The organism is Azorhizobium oxalatiphilum (assembly GCF_014635325.1).
GTDB classification, from domain to species: Bacteria; Pseudomonadota; Alphaproteobacteria; order Rhizobiales; family Xanthobacteraceae; genus Azorhizobium; species Azorhizobium oxalatiphilum.
This window is the reverse complement of record NZ_BMCT01000005.1, coordinates 1-17085: the sequence shown is the minus strand read 5'-3', so window position 1 is coordinate 17085 and position 17085 is coordinate 1. Positions and strand designations below refer to the sequence as shown.

The 17085-nt window shown below is 62.8% G+C and carries 18 protein-coding genes; 15 read left to right on the top strand and 3 right to left on the bottom strand.

The features are described 5' to 3' along the window. The first annotated feature begins 401 nt into the window (after positions 1–401). From IEW24_RS16760 to IEW24_RS16725, 8 genes are all read left to right on the top strand, one after another. Complete coding sequence (locus IEW24_RS16760) at positions 402–911, top strand: DUF305 domain-containing protein (RefSeq protein ID WP_188580724.1); 510 nt, start codon at positions 402–404, stop codon at positions 909–911. A 19-nt stretch (positions 912–930) separates the two neighbouring features. Beyond that, positions 931–2391: a YncE family protein gene (locus IEW24_RS16755; protein WP_188580723.1), complete on the top strand. Its 1461-nt coding sequence runs from the start codon at positions 931–933 to the stop codon at positions 2389–2391. Between the two features lie 83 nt (positions 2392–2474). After that, positions 2475–3005, top strand: a complete 531-nt coding sequence (locus IEW24_RS16750; protein WP_244644485.1) for an RNA polymerase sigma factor — start codon at positions 2475–2477, stop codon at positions 3003–3005. After that, positions 3002–3790: an anti-sigma factor family protein gene (locus IEW24_RS16745; RefSeq protein WP_188580721.1), complete on the top strand. Its 789-nt coding sequence runs from the start codon at positions 3002–3004 to the stop codon at positions 3788–3790. Before IEW24_RS16750 ends, IEW24_RS16745 begins: the two co-directional genes overlap by 4 nt. A gap of 3 nt (positions 3791–3793) precedes the next feature. Continuing rightward, a complete protein-coding gene (locus IEW24_RS16740) occupies positions 3794–4261 on the top strand; it encodes a hypothetical protein (RefSeq protein ID WP_188580719.1) in 468 nt (155 codons plus the stop codon). A 97-nt stretch (positions 4262–4358) separates the two neighbouring features. Then, positions 4359–4718, top strand: coding sequence for a copper homeostasis periplasmic binding protein CopC (gene copC, locus IEW24_RS16735; protein WP_188580717.1), 360 nt, complete (start codon positions 4359–4361; stop codon positions 4716–4718). Positions 4719–4723: 5 nt separating this feature from the next. Next, positions 4724–5602, top strand: a complete 879-nt coding sequence (gene copD, locus IEW24_RS16730; protein WP_188580715.1) for a copper homeostasis membrane protein CopD — start codon at positions 4724–4726, stop codon at positions 5600–5602. 290 nt (positions 5603–5892) lie between these two features. Next, on the top strand, positions 5893–6741 hold the full coding sequence (locus IEW24_RS16725; protein WP_308468954.1) for an AraC family transcriptional regulator: 849 nt from the start codon (positions 5893–5895) through the stop codon (positions 6739–6741). Positions 6742–6807: 66 nt separating this feature from the next. On the opposite strand, the gene IEW24_RS16720 is transcribed toward IEW24_RS16725, so the two are convergent. Beyond that, positions 6808–7677, bottom strand: coding sequence for a helix-turn-helix domain-containing protein (locus tag IEW24_RS16720; RefSeq protein ID WP_188580712.1), 870 nt, complete (start codon positions 7675–7677; stop codon positions 6808–6810). Between the two features lie 361 nt (positions 7678–8038). Here IEW24_RS16720 and IEW24_RS16715 point away from each other — a divergent pair, with 361 nt between their 5' ends. From IEW24_RS16715 to IEW24_RS16700, 4 genes are all read left to right on the top strand, one after another. After that, the gene (locus IEW24_RS16715; RefSeq protein ID WP_188580710.1) at positions 8039–8407 is read left to right on the top strand and encodes a hypothetical protein; all 369 of its coding nucleotides are present in this window, start codon (positions 8039–8041) and stop codon (positions 8405–8407) included. A gap of 126 nt (positions 8408–8533) precedes the next feature. Further along, positions 8534–8962, top strand: coding sequence for a nuclear transport factor 2 family protein (locus tag IEW24_RS16710; protein WP_188580707.1), 429 nt, complete (start codon positions 8534–8536; stop codon positions 8960–8962). Between the two features lie 102 nt (positions 8963–9064). Continuing rightward, positions 9065–9523 carry a VOC family protein gene (locus tag IEW24_RS16705; protein WP_188580705.1) on the top strand — a complete coding sequence of 153 codons (459 nt, stop codon included), beginning with the start codon at positions 9065–9067 and terminating at the stop codon, positions 9521–9523. 143 nt (positions 9524–9666) lie between these two features. Then, complete coding sequence (locus IEW24_RS16700) at positions 9667–10638, top strand: LysR family transcriptional regulator (RefSeq protein ID WP_188580703.1); 972 nt, start codon at positions 9667–9669, stop codon at positions 10636–10638. 156 nt (positions 10639–10794) lie between these two features. Here IEW24_RS16700 and IEW24_RS16695 read toward each other — a convergent pair whose 3' ends face one another. Both IEW24_RS16695 and IEW24_RS16690 read right to left on the bottom strand, forming a co-directional pair. Continuing rightward, positions 10795–11148 (bottom strand): putative quinol monooxygenase, encoded by a 354-nt coding sequence (locus IEW24_RS16695; RefSeq protein ID WP_188580701.1) that lies wholly within the window; start codon positions 11146–11148, stop codon positions 10795–10797. Between the two features lie 476 nt (positions 11149–11624). Then, complete coding sequence (locus tag IEW24_RS16690) at positions 11625–11873, bottom strand: EF-hand domain-containing protein (protein ID WP_188580699.1); 249 nt, start codon at positions 11871–11873, stop codon at positions 11625–11627. Between the two features lie 277 nt (positions 11874–12150). On the opposite strand from IEW24_RS16690, the gene IEW24_RS16685 reads away from it, so the two are divergent. From IEW24_RS16685 to IEW24_RS16675, 3 genes are all read left to right on the top strand, one after another. Continuing rightward, positions 12151–12414 (top strand): hypothetical protein, encoded by a 264-nt coding sequence (locus tag IEW24_RS16685; protein ID WP_188580696.1) that lies wholly within the window; start codon positions 12151–12153, stop codon positions 12412–12414. Positions 12415–12757: 343 nt separating this feature from the next. Then, positions 12758–13804, top strand: coding sequence for an efflux RND transporter periplasmic adaptor subunit (locus IEW24_RS16680; protein ID WP_244644483.1), 1047 nt, complete (start codon positions 12758–12760; stop codon positions 13802–13804). Further along, positions 13801–16917 (top strand): efflux RND transporter permease subunit, encoded by a 3117-nt coding sequence (locus IEW24_RS16675; RefSeq protein WP_188580692.1) that lies wholly within the window; start codon positions 13801–13803, stop codon positions 16915–16917. The genes IEW24_RS16680 and IEW24_RS16675 overlap by 4 nt, the downstream gene beginning before the upstream one ends. Positions 16918–17085: the final 168 nt, after the last annotated feature.

The window sequence follows — 17085 nt, the reverse complement described above, 5'->3', positions numbered from 1 at the left end:
GAGATTGAACCAGCTCCTCACCAGGAACCTGCTCGCCCATCTCGCAAGCCTGCCAGGGCAATGGCGTGCTGGTGCAGGATCAGGAGACGGCACTCCGTCGAACGCTATCGCGTCTGCCGCCCTCACGGCGTAATCGCCCCGATACCGGCCGGGCGAGCGCGAAATACCGTCCCCTGCCCGGATGCCAAGGTCGCCGCTGAGCGAACCTTCGAGGCTCGGCGTATGCAGTCTTTTTGCCCCAGCCTTCCGGCCTCGTTCCGAAGAAGCTGGTGTTGCAACGGTTGAACACCGTTGGGCACTGGCCATCCAAGCGACGAAAAAATCCGAGCATCGCGGGAATAAATCCGCTCCCCCCGAGTCAAACCTCTCGATGGCGCTCAAAGCGCCCCACGGAGAATGTCATGCGACATCGACAATTCGCATGCTTCGGCGCTGTGCTTGCAGCATGCGTCGGCGCAACGTCGGTTCAGGCACACGATACGTCCCACGCGGCAAGTCACGGCAGTGCGACGCAAGCCACGGAGGCGGTGAACGCCGAAACCCCGTATCTCGCCGAGAACACGGCCGCCATGGACAAGATGATGGCGGACATGGACGTCAAGCCCACGGGTGACATCGATGCCGATTTCACCGCCATGATGGTCCCGCATCATCAAGGTGCCATCGACATGGCCGTCGCCTATCTGCGCTACGGCAAAAACCCGCAGTTGCGGCGGGTGGCTCAGGAAATCGTGGTCGAGCAGCAGCAGGAGATCGCGGCCATGCGCCTCGCGCTGGGGCAGCCTCTACCACCCTCCACTCCATCCCCGACCCAGCCCATGCCGGCGCCGACAGCCGATAGCACTGCCGCCCACCACCACCCGGCAGATCATGCTGCCGCCCCTGCTTCCCCTGCCCCCGCTTCGCGATAGACTACGGAGTATCCACCTGATGAATAAGCGCGTTATCACCGGCCTGCTCGCCGGCACGTTCCTCGCCCTCACGGCGCCTGCCTTTGCGGGCGAAGCGCCCTTCGCCGCCTCGGCACCGGAAATCCCGCTCAGCAGCCATGATCGCGTCTATGCCGCGGAGCAGTTCTCCAACACGGTCTCCGTCACTGATCCTGCGACCAACAAACTGCTCGGCGTCATCCGCCTCGGCGATCCGCAGCCCGGAAACTTCAGCCCGCTCTACCGCGGACAGGTGCTCGTGCACGGCATGGGCTTCTCGCCCGATCGCAAGACCATTGCCGTGGTCTCGATCGGCTCGAATTCCGTCACCTTCATCGACACGGCGACCAATGCGGTGAAGCACACCACCTATGTCGGCCGCTCCCCCCATGAGGCCTTCTTCACGCCGGATGGCAAGGAAGTCTGGGTGACCGTGCGCGGCGAGGATTATGTGGCCGTGCTGGATGGCAGCACCTACGAGGAGAAGACGCGGATCAAGGTTCCGAACGGGCCGGGCATGCAGATCTTCTCGCCGGATGGGAAATACGGCTACGTCTGCTCCTCCTTCACGCCCGAGACCGTGGTGATCACCGTCGCCGACCATCAGATCGTCGGTCATGTGAAGCAGGAAAGCCCCTTCTGCCCGAACATCGCGGCGACGCCGGATGGAAAGCAGGTGTGGTTCACGCTCAAGGATATCGGCAAGACGCAGGTCTTCAACGCCCAGCCGCCTTTCGATCTCATCAAAACCATCGAGACCGGCCCGATCACCAACCACGTCAATTTCGCCAACACGGCCAAGGGCACGCTCGCCTACATCACCGTCGGTGGCCTCAATCAGGTCAAGGTGTTCCGCACGGATGATTTCTCGCCCGTCGCGACCATCCCCACCGGCAACCTGCCGCATGGTGTCTGGCCGTCGGGCGATGGCACCCGCGTCTATGTGGGCCTTGAGAATGCCGATGCCCTCGCCGCCATCGACACCGCCAGCAACAAGGTGGTCGCCACCGTGCCGATCGGTCAGGCGCCGCAGGCCGTGAACTACGTGCCCGGTGCGGTCCCGGAAGGCGACGGCAAGCAGAACCTCCAGCCGCTCGGCATTGCCGGCGAAACCGTGCATCTGACCCTGTCCAAGGATGGCCGCACGGGTGCGGACAAGGCCCCGACCAGCATCTCGCTGTTCGACCAGGGCCTGATCCAGATCCTCCAGGCCTCCGTCACGGGCCTTGAGCCCAAGAAGGGGTATGTTCTGGCCCTGTCCAGCCAGCCGGATGGCAAGGGCGCGCTCGAGCCGCTGTCGGCATTCATGACGAACCCGGCAGGATCCGCCATCGTCAACGCCGCCGGGCCGATCCGCCAGATCGTGCAGAACAATGCGAAGGCGGAACGGCGCTATCTGGTGATCGCCGAGGGCTCGGCCGCGCAGCCGGGGCCGGTCGTGCAGCATCAGGTCCTGAACTGACCTCCTGAGAGATCGGGAGCGGATGCGAAGCGGTGGGGCGAGCAGTGTCCTTCTTGCCCCACCGCCCCTCCCGAGGAGATGCCATGACCAAGGAAATGGTGAGCGCCATCGAGCCGCTCATTCCTTCGCTCCGGCGCTACGCCCGGGCGCTGATGCAGGACCGCTCGTCCGCCGACGATCTGGTGCAGGATTGCCTCGAACGGGCCATCGGTCACTGGCACCAGAGACAGAATGGCGAAGACGCTCGGGCATGGATCTTCACCATCCTCCACAATCTGGCGATGACGCGGCTGCGCCGCTCGACGCGAAGGCCCATGCATCTCGCACTCGACGATGTCGATCCCGGCAGCCTCACGAGTCCGGCAGCGCAGGAGGACGGCTTGCGCCACCGAGACCTGCTTGCCGCGCTCGCCAAACTTCCCGAAGAGCAACGCACCGTGCTGCTGCTGGTATCCGTCGAGGACCTCTCCTATGCGGCTGCCGCCCGTGTTCTCGATGTGCCCATCGGGACGGTGATGTCCCGCCTTTCCCGGGCGCGGGAGAGGCTCGCAAGACTGATGTCCGCCGACCCGCCTTCCATCCAGTCCTCGCCCTACCTGCGGAGCGTGAAATGACGTCTCGCCCCATTACCGAAGACGATCTGAACGGCTTCGTCGACCAGACCCTCGATCCCGCCCGCACCGCGGAGGTGGCCGCTTATCTGGAGGCGCATGCGGAGGTGGCGCAGCGCGTTGCGACCTATCGCGCGCAGCGGGAAGAACTGCGCGCCGCGTTCGCGCCAGTGATCGAGGAGCCCGTCCCATCGGAACTGGACCTCCGCCGTCTGATCGAGGCGCGGCACCGCCCCCGGACGTCGGCCCGCTGGAGCATGGCTGCGGCGGCTGTCGTCCTGCTGGCCATTGGGGCCGCCGGAGGCTGGTCCATGCGCGGCATGGACCTGATGCCGACCGAAGGCATCCAGGCCCTCTCGCGCGAGGCGACGGCAAGCTACGCCGTCTATGCACCGGATCATATCCGGCCGGTGGAAGTCCGCGCCGACGACGCCAGCGCACTGGACGACTGGACATCGCAGAGGCTTGGCCGTGCCGTGACCATTCCGGACCTGAAATCGGCCGGCTATCGCCTGATGGGCGGGCGCGTGGTGCCCACCGAGCACGGCCCCGCGGCACTGTTCATGTATGACGACGACAAGGGGACGCGGCTCGTCATGCTCGCCCGTCCCATGAAGGCCGAGGGCAATGCGCCCATGTCTCCACACGAACAAGGCGACGTGAACGGTTTCAGCTGGGCCGATAACGGGCTCGGATACAGCCTCGTGGGAGCCTCGTCGGCCGACATCCTTCGGCCTCTGGCGAATGAAGCACGCCGCCAGATCCGCTCCCAGGTGCGGGGAGCCTGAGCCATGGGCCGCGACTATCTCAGGACACTGCTTGCTGGCGCTGCGGGCCTCGGTGTCAATTTCCTGCTGCTCGGCCTTGCGGACCGGATGGGCATCGTGACCGCGCGTGGCGGCTTCCAGCGCCTTGCAAAGCTCTGGGCGGCGCCCCCGCTGCGCGCTCTCGGGATTGACCGGACGTGGGCTGCCCTCCATCTGCCGGATCCGGGCGGGCCCGTTTTCGTCAATGGGTTCAAGATCGGGGTCGGGCTCGCGATGGCCGTGATCTATCTCTGGATCAGGCCCACCCTCCCCGGCCCGCCTCTCGCAAAGGGACTGACCTACGCCTTGCTCATCTGGCTGATCAATGCGGCCATCGTCCTCCCCGCATTGGGCGAGGGCTTCGCGGGGATCGACACGCTAAGCCTTGCCGGCATCCTGGCCTTTGCAGGGGCGCACACCGCGTTCTTCATCGTGCTGGCCCTGCTCTCCTGAGCAGACGCACATTCCTTCAACCTCCAGCCGAGGAAGGCCTCCGCCCCTTCCTGCCTCTTGGGGGTCCAGTCACGGCATCCCAATCGATCGGTGCACAATGCCCAAAGCCTTGTCCTATGCCTTGTTGATCCTGGCAGCGTCCGCATCTTCCGCATTTGCGCACGCACATCTCTCATCAACCGTGCCGTCGGCCACATCCGTTGTGGCAGCTCCGACGGACATCACCCTCAAATTCTCGGAAGGCGTTGAGATCGGCCTCAGCGGTGTGAAGGTGACGGGGCCGGATGGGCATGCCGCTCCGACCAGCGAACCGAGCCTCGTCGAAGGTGACGACACGCAGGTCAGGGTCCGGCCGAGCCAGCCGCTTCAACCGGGCACCTATCAGGTGGATTGGCACGTCCTCGCCAAGGATGGTCATCCGACCCATGGCACCTATAAATTCACGGTCGGACCGTGACAGCCATGGACTTCGCATTGGCTGGCTGCCGATTGTGTTTCTATCTGGGGGTTGTTTTCCTGTTCGGTGCCGGTTGCTTCGTGCAGTTCCTCACGCCCCCGCCCCTCGATGGCAGGCTCGAACGGGAAATCCACGAGGGGACGCGGACAGCGGCTCTCCTGGTGGCAGCGGCCAGCCTTGCTTTCCTGCCGCTCCAGGCCGCGGTCATCGGCGACAGCTGGGGGCAGGCCCTTGATCCGGCCACACTCGCCGCGCTTGCGTTCGATACATCGGCAGGCCACGCGCTTCTGCTGCGTGTGTTACTGGCACTTGGCGCCCTCGCCTTGGCGCTCGGCTTTCCGTACATGCTTGGGGCACGGCTCCTTCTTGCGGCGCTGCTTTTGCTCAGCCTCGCCTGGACCGGCCATGCCGCCATGGAGGCCGGGGCGCGCCATGCTGTCCATGTCGCCAATCACAGTCTGCATCTCCTGTCCGGCGCCTTCTGGATAGGCGCATTGCCGATGGTTCTCCTTGCGCTACGGCACCTGGAGCATCCAACACTGCGTCGAGAAGCTGTCACCGCCCTGCGCCGCTTCTCCCTCATCGGCCATCTGGCGGTCGCGCTCGTGGTCGCCACGGGTCTCATCAATTCCGTCCTGATCATCGCAGGGCGCCCCATCGAGCTCGGCTCCCTTTATGTGCGGCTTCTGGCCATCAAGGTCTCCCTCGTCGCATTGATGATCGCGATCGCCATCGTCAACCGATACGTCTGCGTCCCTCGCCTTCGCTCAAGCCCCGAGCGTGCTGTGAGGCTCCTGCGCCATGGAACGATCGCGGAGATAGGCATCGGCATAACCGTTCTCACGGTCGCAGCCGCGCTCGGCATTCTGGATCCAGCAAGCTGATCGGTCCGTGAGGTGCCGTTTAGCGCAATCGCACGTCGGCCTGGTCCCGAGGGAAGAAAGAACTAACCTTTCGTCATCTTCCCCCTTTTCGAGCAACCCGGCCATCGCAGGGTGCATTTTTTGCGCCGATTGGACGTTCTTGCTGGATTCACCGTTCATAATCGCGCCGTACCGTTGCCCTAAGCCCCGCTTCGGCTAGCATGTCTCTCGGACCCAACGTGGTATTGGGGGTCGCAACGCGGGTTCGTGTGCAGGCAACAATCGAAATGAGCATAATTTTTGAAGATGACTTGCCCGACAATGTGCTGAAGATCGAACGCCGTACACAGTCGTGGAATGGCGTTACGGTGGAGGACGTTCACGAATATGCGAACGGTCGCGTCCTGCACTCGATGCTCTACGAAACCGAGACGCGGCTGACCGTCAATCTGGAGGAGGTCGGCGGGCTGACGGAACCTCGGCTCAGAGAAAGCCAGGCCTGCCCCCACGAGCATCGCGCCAATCACATGGCCATCATTCCCAGAGGCATGCATCTGTGGGGTTTTGCCGAGGATCTGCGCTATTGTCGCTACGGCATCCTCCTGTTCGACCTTCCGCTTTTGCAGGAACGGCTGGAAGACGAGTTCGTGTCCCAGCCCTTCGATGAGCCGCGTTTGCGGTTCATGGACCCCCGCATTCTCACCCTCGTGCGCATGCTCATCGACATTCCGATGGATGACAGCTCTTCGAAACTGCTGGGAGACAGCCTGACAGCGGGCGTTTTCGCCCTTCTGTCCGCTGGCCACACCGAGGTCCGGGAAGGCAAGAAGCTCGCCCCATGGCAGGTGCGGCGGGTGATCGAGTACATGCGTGAGCAGCTTCCACGACAAATCGAACTGCGCGAGCTCGCCGCTCTGGTGGGGCAGTCCCAATGGCACTTCTGCCGCGCCTTCAAGGCTTCAACGGGCATGTCGCCTTACCAGTGGCAGTTGGAAGAGCGGGTCAATATGGTGCGCCGACTGCTCGTCCAGTCCGATGCGCCCCTGGAAGCCGTCGCAGAGGCCACGGGCTTCAATGACTCCATGCACCTGATCCGCACGTTCAAGCGGAAAGCCGGCCAGACGCCGGGAGCCTGGCGGCGTCAAAACAAGATCACGTAGCCGTCGCCTCTCCCCTTGCCTCAGATCATGGAACAGCCGGGCGTCGTTTCGATCTAGCCGACGGACCTATCGGCGCGCCCGTCTCCAGGCGCCCGGCGTTTCACCCGTCCGCTTTTTGAACACCCGGATCAAATGCATCGGATCGCAGAAGCCTGCCAACGTTGCGATCACATCCAGAGGAGCATCACTCTGAAGCAGGAGTTGCCGGACGAGGTCGGTCCTCTTCTCGAGCTGCCACTGGTAAGGGGACTTGTTCGTGGCGGCCTTGAAGGCGCGCGCGAAGTGCCATTGCGACATGCCGACGAGCGCGGCCAGTTCGCGCAGTTCAATCTGGCGTGGCAGCTCACTTTGCATGAAGTCGATGACGCGTTCGAGATTGTGCTGCGAGAGTTTCGTCGCTTCCGGGACCTCTCCCGTCTCCGACGACAGAATAGCAAACATTGCGGAGGTCAGGCAGTCACCCAGCAATGTGGATGAGGGTTCGCCCTGCGGGATATCGATGAGCATACGCACAAGAGAATGAATTCGCGTGTCCGTGAATCTCATGCGCGGTCGCGCAAACGCATTCGGCCTGAACTCCTCCTCGAAGCGCGCCTCCAACGTGCCGAGATCGAACCGGATCAAAGCATATCGGCTGTAGTGAAGTCCCCTCGTCGCGTGCCCCCATAGCTGCATCCCCCTCGGGACAAGGGTCATATGGTTGGGCTTGTGGTCGAGCTGGCACGCCTGGCCTGGCTTTAGCCGGGGCTCAGTAACGCCGCCGACTTCTTCCAGTGCCATTGCGATTCCGGTTTCTTCATCATTGAGCAATGAGTGCTGCACCTCCCCCTTGGTGTATTCGTGGACGTCGGCGACCGTGATGCCATTCCAGGTCTGGGAGCGGCTGTCGATCCGCAGCACGTTTTCATGAAGCTCCTGCCCTGCCTTCGTGCTCATGGCCCTCCCCCTCGTTATGCGCCTGCCCCGAGCGTTGCTGAATCGGAAGCTAACGGGTTGAGTTCCTGCGTAAATACGAGATCGAGAGGGCCGATGAACTTCGGGGCAAGAACGTGCAGCCTCCGCACGAATATGCATCGCAGGTGGGTGCAGGTGTGGATACGGTCGGAGCCGTGCGGATGAGAAACAGCTCCACGAATGAGAGCTGGCAGCCACGCCAAGGCGCGTTCCTCAGAAGACACGTGTTTCCTTGAAGCCCCATACATCGGTCGGAACTGTCAACGTACGTCGGGCAATCCTTCCAATACTGACAGGTTGGACCGCCTCACGATAAGCGCTCGATCCGATTCAGGAACGTCAGATGACTGCCAAGCACAAAGCCAGGGAACCAGCGACCTGCGAGGAACCCGAGAGTAGGCTCACGGATGCACCAAGCCCGGTGCTTCTGCGCGCGAAGACTCAAACTCTGAACAAGCCAGGCCCATCCGCGCTCGGCTTTCCCGCCGTCGAAGTGATCAGTGCCTTTACATCGATCATGCTCCACGCCGAGGCGATCAGGCAAAGCTGCCATGGCGAAGGGACCGACGAACTGGCTTCCTCGATCGATACGATCATCGCCGAGACCGCGCGCGCCTGGGAGCATATCGCCGACATGTGCCGACAACTGACCCCGCGCCTTTTGGACCAAGACGGCAACTCGCACTTCGACGTAAACACGGGCCCCACCTAGGCGGATTCTCCCCCACGCGACCTGCTCATCGCCCGACATAATGGTTGCCAAACTAAACCTAGGTATGGGGCCGATGCACGCTGATTGCAGGTAACGTCCGTCCCGTCAGAACAAGGACAGCGCCCCATGTCCAGTGGCGTGTCCGTGGACGCCATTCACGAGGTAAAGACCATCATGAACGCTACCGACACCGAACACGCGGCATTTCTTCTTCGCGCCAATATCGAGCGGGTATTAAATGAGCGCGATGAAGCACGGCGCCTGAAAGCACTGTCCGAACTGTGGGCGGACGACGCGGTGATGTTCGAGGCGGACGAGGTCTTCTCCGGCCAGAAGGCGATCTCGGACAATGTCGGCGCGCTTCTCGCACGCCTCCCGGCTGGAACCCTGTTTCGCCCCGCCAGCGCGCCGGTCGTCAATCACGAGGCCGCACTTCTTCGCTGGACCGCCGGCTCTGACCCCGCCAAGCCTGCCGTGACGGGCACGGATCTCGCGTTCATCGAGAACGGCCGCATCCGCAAGCTCTATGTCTTCCTGGATCCCCGGAACACGTAGCCCTCGCACGCGCAGCGTAACCTCACCAGTCCTGGCCGACACCGCACCTGACGCCGTCGCCAGCATCCCCTTCCCCTCCCGACTTTGAAGGCCGCATCCGCAATGGCCCATCCCCTGATCGAGACGACCGGCATCGACCATGCCGGCATTAACGTGCCCGACGCCGATGAGGCAGCAGCCTTCTTCGAGGAGCTCTTTGGAACGCGCGTGATCTCCGACATGCGCCCCGGCGCCGTGGATGGAGAGTGGAAGCGTCGTTTTCGATGGCACCCAAGCGCCGAGATCCGCCGCATCGTGATGCTGGAAGTGAGGGATGGCTCGAAGATCGAGCTGTTTGAATATTCCGCTCCTGATGCAGCGGAGGATCATCCCCATGGAGACGATCCCGGAGCCAACCACGTCGCATTCAAGGCAGCGGACCCCGAGAAGGCCATAGCTGCGTTGAAGGCGCGGGGCCTCAGCATCCTGAATGACCCGCTTCCTGGCCCGGCCGGTTCCCTGTGGTTCTATTTCCTGACGCCGTGGGGGTCCCAGCTCGAGCTTGTCTTTCCGGCGCAATGAGCGTGGGCTGACGACACTCGGGGGCCGGACTGGTTCTCCGGGCGCGCCTTAACCCCGTTGATCGAAAGCCCGAACCGGCTCGGGGGAGACATCCGCCGGGCCGGCTCTTGCCCATTTCGAAAGCCAGCATCAAGGAGTGGCATGTGGACCAGGTTCTTGCCCTGCGGACCTTCGTCCGTATCGTCGAAGCTGGATCGCTGGTGAAGGCCGCAGGCTCGCTGAACCTCCCCCGCTCCACGGTCAGCAAGCTCTTGCAGGATCTTGAGGATCATCTGGGATCCCGGCTTATCTCTCGCAGCACGCGGGCAGCGACGATCACCACGGAAGGCGCCGCCTATTATCGCTATGCGGTCAGATTGCTGTCCGATCTCGACGAGATGGATGCGGCGGTTCGCGGCAGCACGCTGAAGCCAACGGGGCGCCTGCGCGTGGATGTCGGATCCTCGCTCGCCAACCTGATCCTGATCCCCGAGCTGCCGGGCTTTCTGGCACGCTACCCGGAGATCGAACTCTCGCTGGGGGTCAGCGATCGCACAGCGGACCTTGTCAGCGAGGGCATTGACTGTGTGATCCGCGGTGGCCCTCTGACCGACTCCGCGCTGATTGCCCGCACCCTCGGACAACTCCCGTATGTAACCTGTGCCACGCCCGGCTATCTGGACGCCAACGGCACGCCACACGACCTATCCGACCTCCGGACGCTGCGTAGCATAGGCTACTTCTCGGCGGCGACCGCGAGCACCTTTCCCCTTCGGTTCCGGCGGGATGGCGCGCCGGACGAGTTGCGCCTGGCCCAGTCGATCAGTGTCAACGAGAGCACAGCTCACATGACGGCGCTTCTGACCGGCCTCGGGATTGGACAGACATTCGAGTTCGTGGCGCGCCCCTATCTTCAGGACGGGCGGCTGAGAGAGATTCTGGGGCCGTATCGCCCCGCGCCCCATCCTCTCCATCTCATATATCACCCCAGCCGCAAGCAGAATGCGCGGGTGCGTGCGTTCTGCGATTGGGCAGTGGGCCTCTTCGCCCGGATTGAACAACCGCATACTTCGCCGCCAGATACTTCGGCGACCGACGTGGCGGTGGAGCGCACCATGCAGCGCTCCACCGCCTAGGGGCTCTCGGAAGCCCTTATTCCGAGAGCCATCGGAGCGGCAGTGGAGCGCCCCAACGCGCCCCACTGCCTTACGACCCTCGGGAGACATCCGATCGAGGGTCATAGTTCAGATTGGTGGTGGGCGCCCCATGCTGCGCCCACCACCTTCGGCCCCTCAGGAAACCTTTCCCCGGGGGTCATCGATGATCTGCTTCGCGACCTCGTAGCGAATACCCTGGCGATCCAGAATGCGAACATTCTTGACCACCGTTGCCAACGCAGACAGGAAGGTCGCGGCGTTCTCGTGCCGTTCATAGGCCTCCTCATCCGCCCAACCTTCCAGAAGATGGAAAGTGTTGGGATCCGTCAGATCCTGAGCGAATGCGTAGTAGATGCAGCCCTGCATCTTCTGCGCAGCCGTCATCTCGGGAACCACGGCATCCACGAATGTCTGCCTGTCATCGGGATGGACGCGGTAGTAAGCGCTCACCAGGATCCCCGTGGGCAGCGTTTTGTCATGGTCCACCATCTGTCTGTCTCGCTTATTCGTCGGTGACAAACACCAGATCCGTGTCATCAACCTGAACACTCAGATGGCCCCTGAAGACGAAGATCCAAGGGGTATATTGTCCACGTTCATGGTTTCACTCTCCACGAAACCAATCTTCTGCATCGCACTCAAGCGAAGTAGACCCGACAAACGTTCAACGCGATGGATTGCTGCGCCCTGCATGCATTGAGAAACGCCCCGAAGTAGCCCCCTTATGAGCAGGGACCGAATTGCCTTGCTGGCAACCAGAAGCCTCTCTCCGAGGCGGCCCGCCATCCCTGCATGGCTCGGGATATGCTCGCATAAGCGGCCGATGTCGAAGGCGCTTCCGATCTTTCGGAGACCGGAAGCGCTCTCGTTCGCACGGGGAACACTCTCTACATAGCCGGCTGGCTTATAGTGAGTGCATGCACATCAGTGGGCACGCTTACGCAGCCCTGCGGCCAGGCCGAAAATCACACCTCGCCCTTCTTAACCTCCAGTGTCCCTGTCATCTCGAAGAGAGATACAAGGCCGTCCTTGCTCTTGTCATATGCAGCGAACAGCTCTTCCATGCTGGGAGCCTCGTCCGGAAACGCCGGCACACAGGCTGTTCCAGACACCGGCGTCATGAACTCCTCAAAGCTCACCGCACCGTCGGCGTTTGCGTCCTTACCCGTAAAAGAGTGGCTCAGGACCGCCCTCAGATTGAGACCGGAAATCATTCTTCAACTCCCACCATTTGGAGAACAGGGGGAGATTATCGCGCGGAAAAATACGAATTCAATGATCGACCAGCGACGTCAACATGACGACGCAAGCTCTGCGCAGGCCAGAAAAATATCAAAACAAGCAAGAACGTCCAATTACGCAAACTGACCTTAAGATACATACCTCGGTATAGACATTATACCGAACGATGCGAGAAAACCCTCCGAGCGTACAATTCTCCCAGCTTCGCGGGCAAATATGATTGCCCCATCAAGAACGGGAGTAACGAACATGAATATCAAGTCCACGCTTATCGCGCTCACCACTGCCGCCCTGCTCAGTGCCGCTTCCACCGCTGCTTTCGCCGGCCCGGATGTCGCCCCCTTGAACGAGGAACAGTATCAGGTCTCGGCGCAGGGCTGGCTCTTCCCGATGCACCGTCAGCATATGGGCACCGCAAGAATGCACATGCGCTCCAATCAGACCGGCGTGGGCAATCTGGTCGGCCCCGCCGACCCGCACTCGGGCCCATCCTTCGATCCTGACGTCGAGTAGTCCATACGCCAAGTCTGCATTGAAAGGCGGCCGGCAACGCCGGCCGCTCCTTATGGTCGTCATCGACGGCATCTCACGCAAATCGCCCATCGCAAGGCGCAAAAAGACGTAACGGATTGGCCGCTTCGGTCGCGAAAAGCTCAGGCTGCTCCGACGGGGATGTTGCTTTGGGCAAAGCTGAGTTCTTCCGACCCGCGACTTCACTTCAGATGCAACCTCCCGGTGGAACATGCCCCCAAAGCCCAGCAGCCAGCGCACGCCTTCGCTGAACCGGTCGCTCATCCGCGCGACGGGTGCGGTCTGCCTTGCCACGGCGGGTTTGCTATCCGGAAGCGCATCCTCCGTGGAAGCCGAAACCAACCGACCGACGCCCGTGCCCGTGCAGGTCGCGACCGCTGGCGCGCAGAATGTCCCCGTCTTCGTTACCGCTCTCGGCACAGTCAGAGCTTTCAACACCGTCACCGTCCGCACGCGCGTTGACGGTGAACTTCAGCAGGTGTTGTTCGACGAGGGGCAGGATGTTTCGCAGGGCCAGTTGCTGGCCATCATAGATCCCCGCGCATACGAGGCCGCTCTCCAGCAGGCCAACGCGCGGCTCCAACAGGATAGCGCCACGCTCTCAAATGCGCAGCTGAATCTCGATCGGGACAGCCGACTCGGCAAAGACGATTTCGTCAGCACCCAGACCATCGACAACGAGAAGGCGCAGGTGGCACAACTCACGGCGCAGGTGGCTCAGGACAAGGCAGCCATTACGAGCGCCAGCGTCCAGTTGTCCTACACCCGCATCACCTCCCCCATCTCCGGTCGCGCGGGGCTGCGTCTCGTTGATCAGGGAAACATCGTCCATGCGACCGACACCACCGGTCTCGTGGTGATCAATCAGCTGCATCCCATCGCTGCCATTTCGGCCCTCCCGCAGGACAGCATTGCAGCGGTTCGCAACGCCTTGAGCGCTGGCACAACGGAAGCTGTGGCCCTGTCGCGGGAGGATGGGCAGGTTCTGGCAACGGGCTCCGTTGCCCTGATCGACAACCAGATCGACACGGACAGCGGGACGGTGAAGCTGAAGTCCGTCTTCCCGAATGCGGATGATGCATTGTGGCCAGGCCAGTTCGTCGATGTGAGAATTCGCGTCGGTACTCTGGACAAGGCGTTGACCGTGCCCGCCGGCGCCCTCCAGCGGGGGCCGGACGGGACGTTCGTCTATGCCGTTACGCCCGACAATCGTGCGCAGCAGGTGCCGGTTACAGTGGGGCAGATCGCCGACGGCATCGCCGTCATCAAGAGCGGTCTCGCCGAGGGCCAGCCCGTCATCACCGCCGGGCAGTATCGCGTGCGCCCCGGTAGCGCCGTCTCCGCGGACGCCACGGATGAGGGTGCGAAGTGAACCCCTCCTCTGAGGCCAGGCGCTCCATCTCCTCCTGGTTCATTCGGCACCCCATTGGCACCTCGCTGCTGATGGCTGGGCTGCTGGCGCTGGGGCTGGCGGCTTTCGTGCAACTGCCCGTCGCCCCGCTGCCGGAGGTGGACTTTCCCACCCTTCAGGTGTCCGCCCAGTTGCCCGGCGCCAGCCCCGAGATCATCGCATCGTCGGTGACACAGCCGCTGGAACGTCAGTTCGGGGAGATCCCTGGCGTCGCGCAGATGACCTCCATCAGCACGCTCGGCAACAGCTCCATCACGCTCCAGTTCAATCTCGACGTGGACATCAACGCCGCCGCGCAACTCGTGCAGACGGCGATCAACGCCGCCGGCGGACAACTCCCCACCGACCTTCCGGCGCCGCCCACCTACCGGGAGGTCAATCCCGCTGACCCGCCCATTCTCGTCCTCGCCCTGACGTCCGACACCCTCCCCATCATCCGCGTGGACGATTATGCGGAAAACGTCCTTGAGCAGCATATCAGCCAGATCGAAGGCGTCGGCCAGGTGCTGGTGTTCGGACAGCAGAAGCCCTCCGTCCGAATCCAGGTAGACCCGGCCAAGATCTCCAGCCTCGGGCTCTCCCTGGAGGACATCCGGCAGGCCATCGTCACCACGACCGTGAATGGCCCGAAGGGTACGGTGCAGGGCAAGCGTCGCACCTTCACCCTGCTGGACAATGACCAGATCACCCAGGCGGGCCCGTGGCTCGATGCCATCCTCGCCTATCGCAACGGTGCCCCCGTGCGCGTGAAGGATATCGGCACCGCCATCGAGGCGCCGGAGAACAACCAGCTGGCGGCATGGTCGAACGGCAAGCCCGCCATTGTCCTGCCGGTCTTCAAGTCGCCGGGTGCCAATGTCATCGCTACCGTAGATGGGATCAAGGCACAGCTGCCGGCATTGCTGGCCAGTGCGCCGGCAGGTCTCAACGTCTCGATCCTGAGCGACCGCACGGAAACGATCCGCGCGTCTGTGGACGATGTGGAGCGCACGCTCGTCATCACCGTGGTCCTCGTGGTGGCCGTCATCTTCGTCTTCCTGCGCAGCTTCTGGGCCACCCTCATTCCCTCCGTCGCGGTGCCCCTCGCGCTCATCGGCACATTCGGCGCCATGTACGTGCTGCACTACAGCCTCGATAACCTCTCGCTGATGGCGCTCAGCATCGCTGTCGGCTTCGTCGTGGACGATGCCATCGTGATGCTGGAGAACATCGAGCGTCATCTGGAGATGGGGAAATCGCCCCTCCAGGCTGCGCTCGACGGCTCGGCGGAGATTGGCTTCACCATCGTCTCCATCAGTCTGTCTCTTGTCGCCGTCTTCATTCCCCTGCTGCTCATGGGCGGACTGGTAGGGCGGCTCTTTCAGGAGTTCGCCGTCACCGTTACCGTGACCATCGTCGTCTCGGCTTTCGTCTCACTTAGCCTCACGCCGATGTTGTGTGCGCTGGTGCTGAGACCCAAGAGCGCGCAATCGCACGGGCGGCTGTACCTGCTATCCGAGCGCTGCTTCGATGCCCTGCTTGCGGGCTACCGTTCGACACTGGACATCGCCCTTGCGCATCGCGCAGTGACGCTGGCCACCTTCCTGGCTGCTGTCGTCGCCACGGGCTGGCTGTTCTACACGATCCCCAAGGGCTTCTTCCCGCAGCAGGACACCGGTCTCATCATCGGCATCTCTGAGGCAGCCCAGGATGTCTCCTTTGCCGATATGGCCGTGCATCAGCGGCAATTGGGGGAGATCGTCGCCGCCGATCCCGACGTGGCGACGGTGGGCATGACGGTCGGTGCCAGCGCCGGCCAGACCGTCAATGACGGTCGGATGTTCATAACGCTGAAACCGCGCGATCAGCGGGAAGCCTCTGCTTTCGAGATCGTGGCCCGACTGGAAAAGCGCCTCCAAAGCGTGGAGGGCGCCGCGCTCTTCCTTCAGGTCGCTCAGGATCTCAATGTGGGCGGCCGCGCGGCGCGCACCCAGTTCCAGTACACGCTTCAGGACGAAAGCATCGACGAACTGAACAACTGGGCGCCGAAGCTGCTTGCGAAGCTCAAGACGCTCCCGGAGATCACCGACGTGGCGAGCGACCAGCAGGCGGCCGGCGCCACCCTTAGCCTGACCGTGGACCGCGAGAAGGCCGCGCGGCTGGGCGTCAGCCTGTCCGACATCGACAACACCCTGTACGACGCCTTCGGGCAGCGGCAGGTGACCCAGTATTTCACCCAGCTCAACAGCTACCATGTCATCCTGGAGCTGCTGCCGCAGCTACAGGACTCTCCCCATGCGCTGGAGCACATCTATCTGAAGTCGGCGCTCACCGGATCCTCGGTGCCGCTCAGCGACGTGGCGCACTGGTCAACGGTTCCGACGACCTTCCTGTCGATCAATCACCAGTCGCAATTCCCCTCCGTGACCCTGTCCTTCAATCTCTCTCCCGGCGTGGCTCTCGGCGATGCCGTAGCCACGATCCACAAGGCGGAAGCCGAGATCGGCACGCCCGCCACGTTGACCGCCTCCTTCCAGGGAAATGCACAGGCCTTCCAGACTTCGCTGGCGAGCGAGCCCTATCTGGTGGGAGCCGCCCTGGTGGTCATCTACATCATCCTCGGCGTGCTCTATGAGAGCTACATTCACCCCCTCAGCATCCTCTCCACCTTGCCCTCCGCGGGGTTGGGCGCGCTCATCAGCCTCTCGGCCTTCCACTTCGACTTCTCGATCATCGCGCTGATCGGCGTGGTGCTGCTGATCGGCATCGTGAAGAAGAACGGCATCATGATCGTCGACTTCGCGCTGGAGAGGGAGCGCGCCGGTGCCGCGCCCTTGGAGGCGATCCGGGAGGCGTGCCTGTTGCGGTTCCGCCCGATCCTGATGACCACAATGGCCGCCCTCCTCGCCGGCGTTCCGTTGCTGGTCAGCCATGGCACCGGATCCGAACTGCGCCAGCCCTTGGGCTGCGCGATCGTGGGAGGATTGATCGTGAGCCAGTTGCTCACCCTCTACACCACACCCGTCATCTACCTCTACCTCGACCGCTTCAACCGACGAGGCCACCCGGTCCGTACGCCCGCCGAGATCCGTTAGTGCGAATGCGGAAGCCGCAGATGCACTTGGAACACGAAAATCCGCCCCGGTCCCCCTCAACAGGTGAGGCCGTCCGCGAGATGCACACGATGCGAGGACATGGAATTGCCTAAGAGGGCGTTTGAGAAGGGTATTGGTTCACAGCCATCGGCGCAGCAAGGTTGCTGA

Excerpts from the sequence above, each read along its gene's own strand:
- IEW24_RS16760 (WP_188580724.1), top strand. The coding sequence starts at position 402 with ATGCGACATCGACAATTCGCATGCTTCGGCGCTGTGCTTGCAGCATGC.
- IEW24_RS16755 (WP_188580723.1), top strand. The coding sequence starts at position 931 with ATGAATAAGCGCGTTATCACCGGCCTGCTCGCCGGCACGTTCCTCGCC.
- IEW24_RS16750 (WP_244644485.1), top strand. The coding sequence starts at position 2,475 with ATGACCAAGGAAATGGTGAGCGCCATCGAGCCGCTCATTCCTTCGCTC.
- IEW24_RS16745 (WP_188580721.1), top strand. The coding sequence starts at position 3,002 with ATGACGTCTCGCCCCATTACCGAAGACGATCTGAACGGCTTCGTCGAC.
- IEW24_RS16740 (WP_188580719.1), top strand. The coding sequence starts at position 3,794 with ATGGGCCGCGACTATCTCAGGACACTGCTTGCTGGCGCTGCGGGCCTC.
- copC (WP_188580717.1), top strand. The coding sequence starts at position 4,359 with ATGCCCAAAGCCTTGTCCTATGCCTTGTTGATCCTGGCAGCGTCCGCA.
- copD (WP_188580715.1), top strand. The coding sequence starts at position 4,724 with ATGGACTTCGCATTGGCTGGCTGCCGATTGTGTTTCTATCTGGGGGTT.
- IEW24_RS16720 (WP_188580712.1), bottom strand. The coding sequence starts at position 7,677 with ATGAGCACGAAGGCAGGGCAGGAGCTTCATGAAAACGTGCTGCGGATC.
- IEW24_RS16715 (WP_188580710.1), top strand. The coding sequence starts at position 8,039 with ATGACTGCCAAGCACAAAGCCAGGGAACCAGCGACCTGCGAGGAACCC.
- IEW24_RS16710 (WP_188580707.1), top strand. The coding sequence starts at position 8,534 with ATGTCCAGTGGCGTGTCCGTGGACGCCATTCACGAGGTAAAGACCATC.
- IEW24_RS16705 (WP_188580705.1), top strand. The coding sequence starts at position 9,065 with ATGGCCCATCCCCTGATCGAGACGACCGGCATCGACCATGCCGGCATT.
- IEW24_RS16695 (WP_188580701.1), bottom strand. The coding sequence starts at position 11,148 with ATGGTGGACCATGACAAAACGCTGCCCACGGGGATCCTGGTGAGCGCT.
- IEW24_RS16690 (WP_188580699.1), bottom strand. The coding sequence starts at position 11,873 with ATGATTTCCGGTCTCAATCTGAGGGCGGTCCTGAGCCACTCTTTTACG.
- IEW24_RS16685 (WP_188580696.1), top strand. The coding sequence starts at position 12,151 with ATGAATATCAAGTCCACGCTTATCGCGCTCACCACTGCCGCCCTGCTC.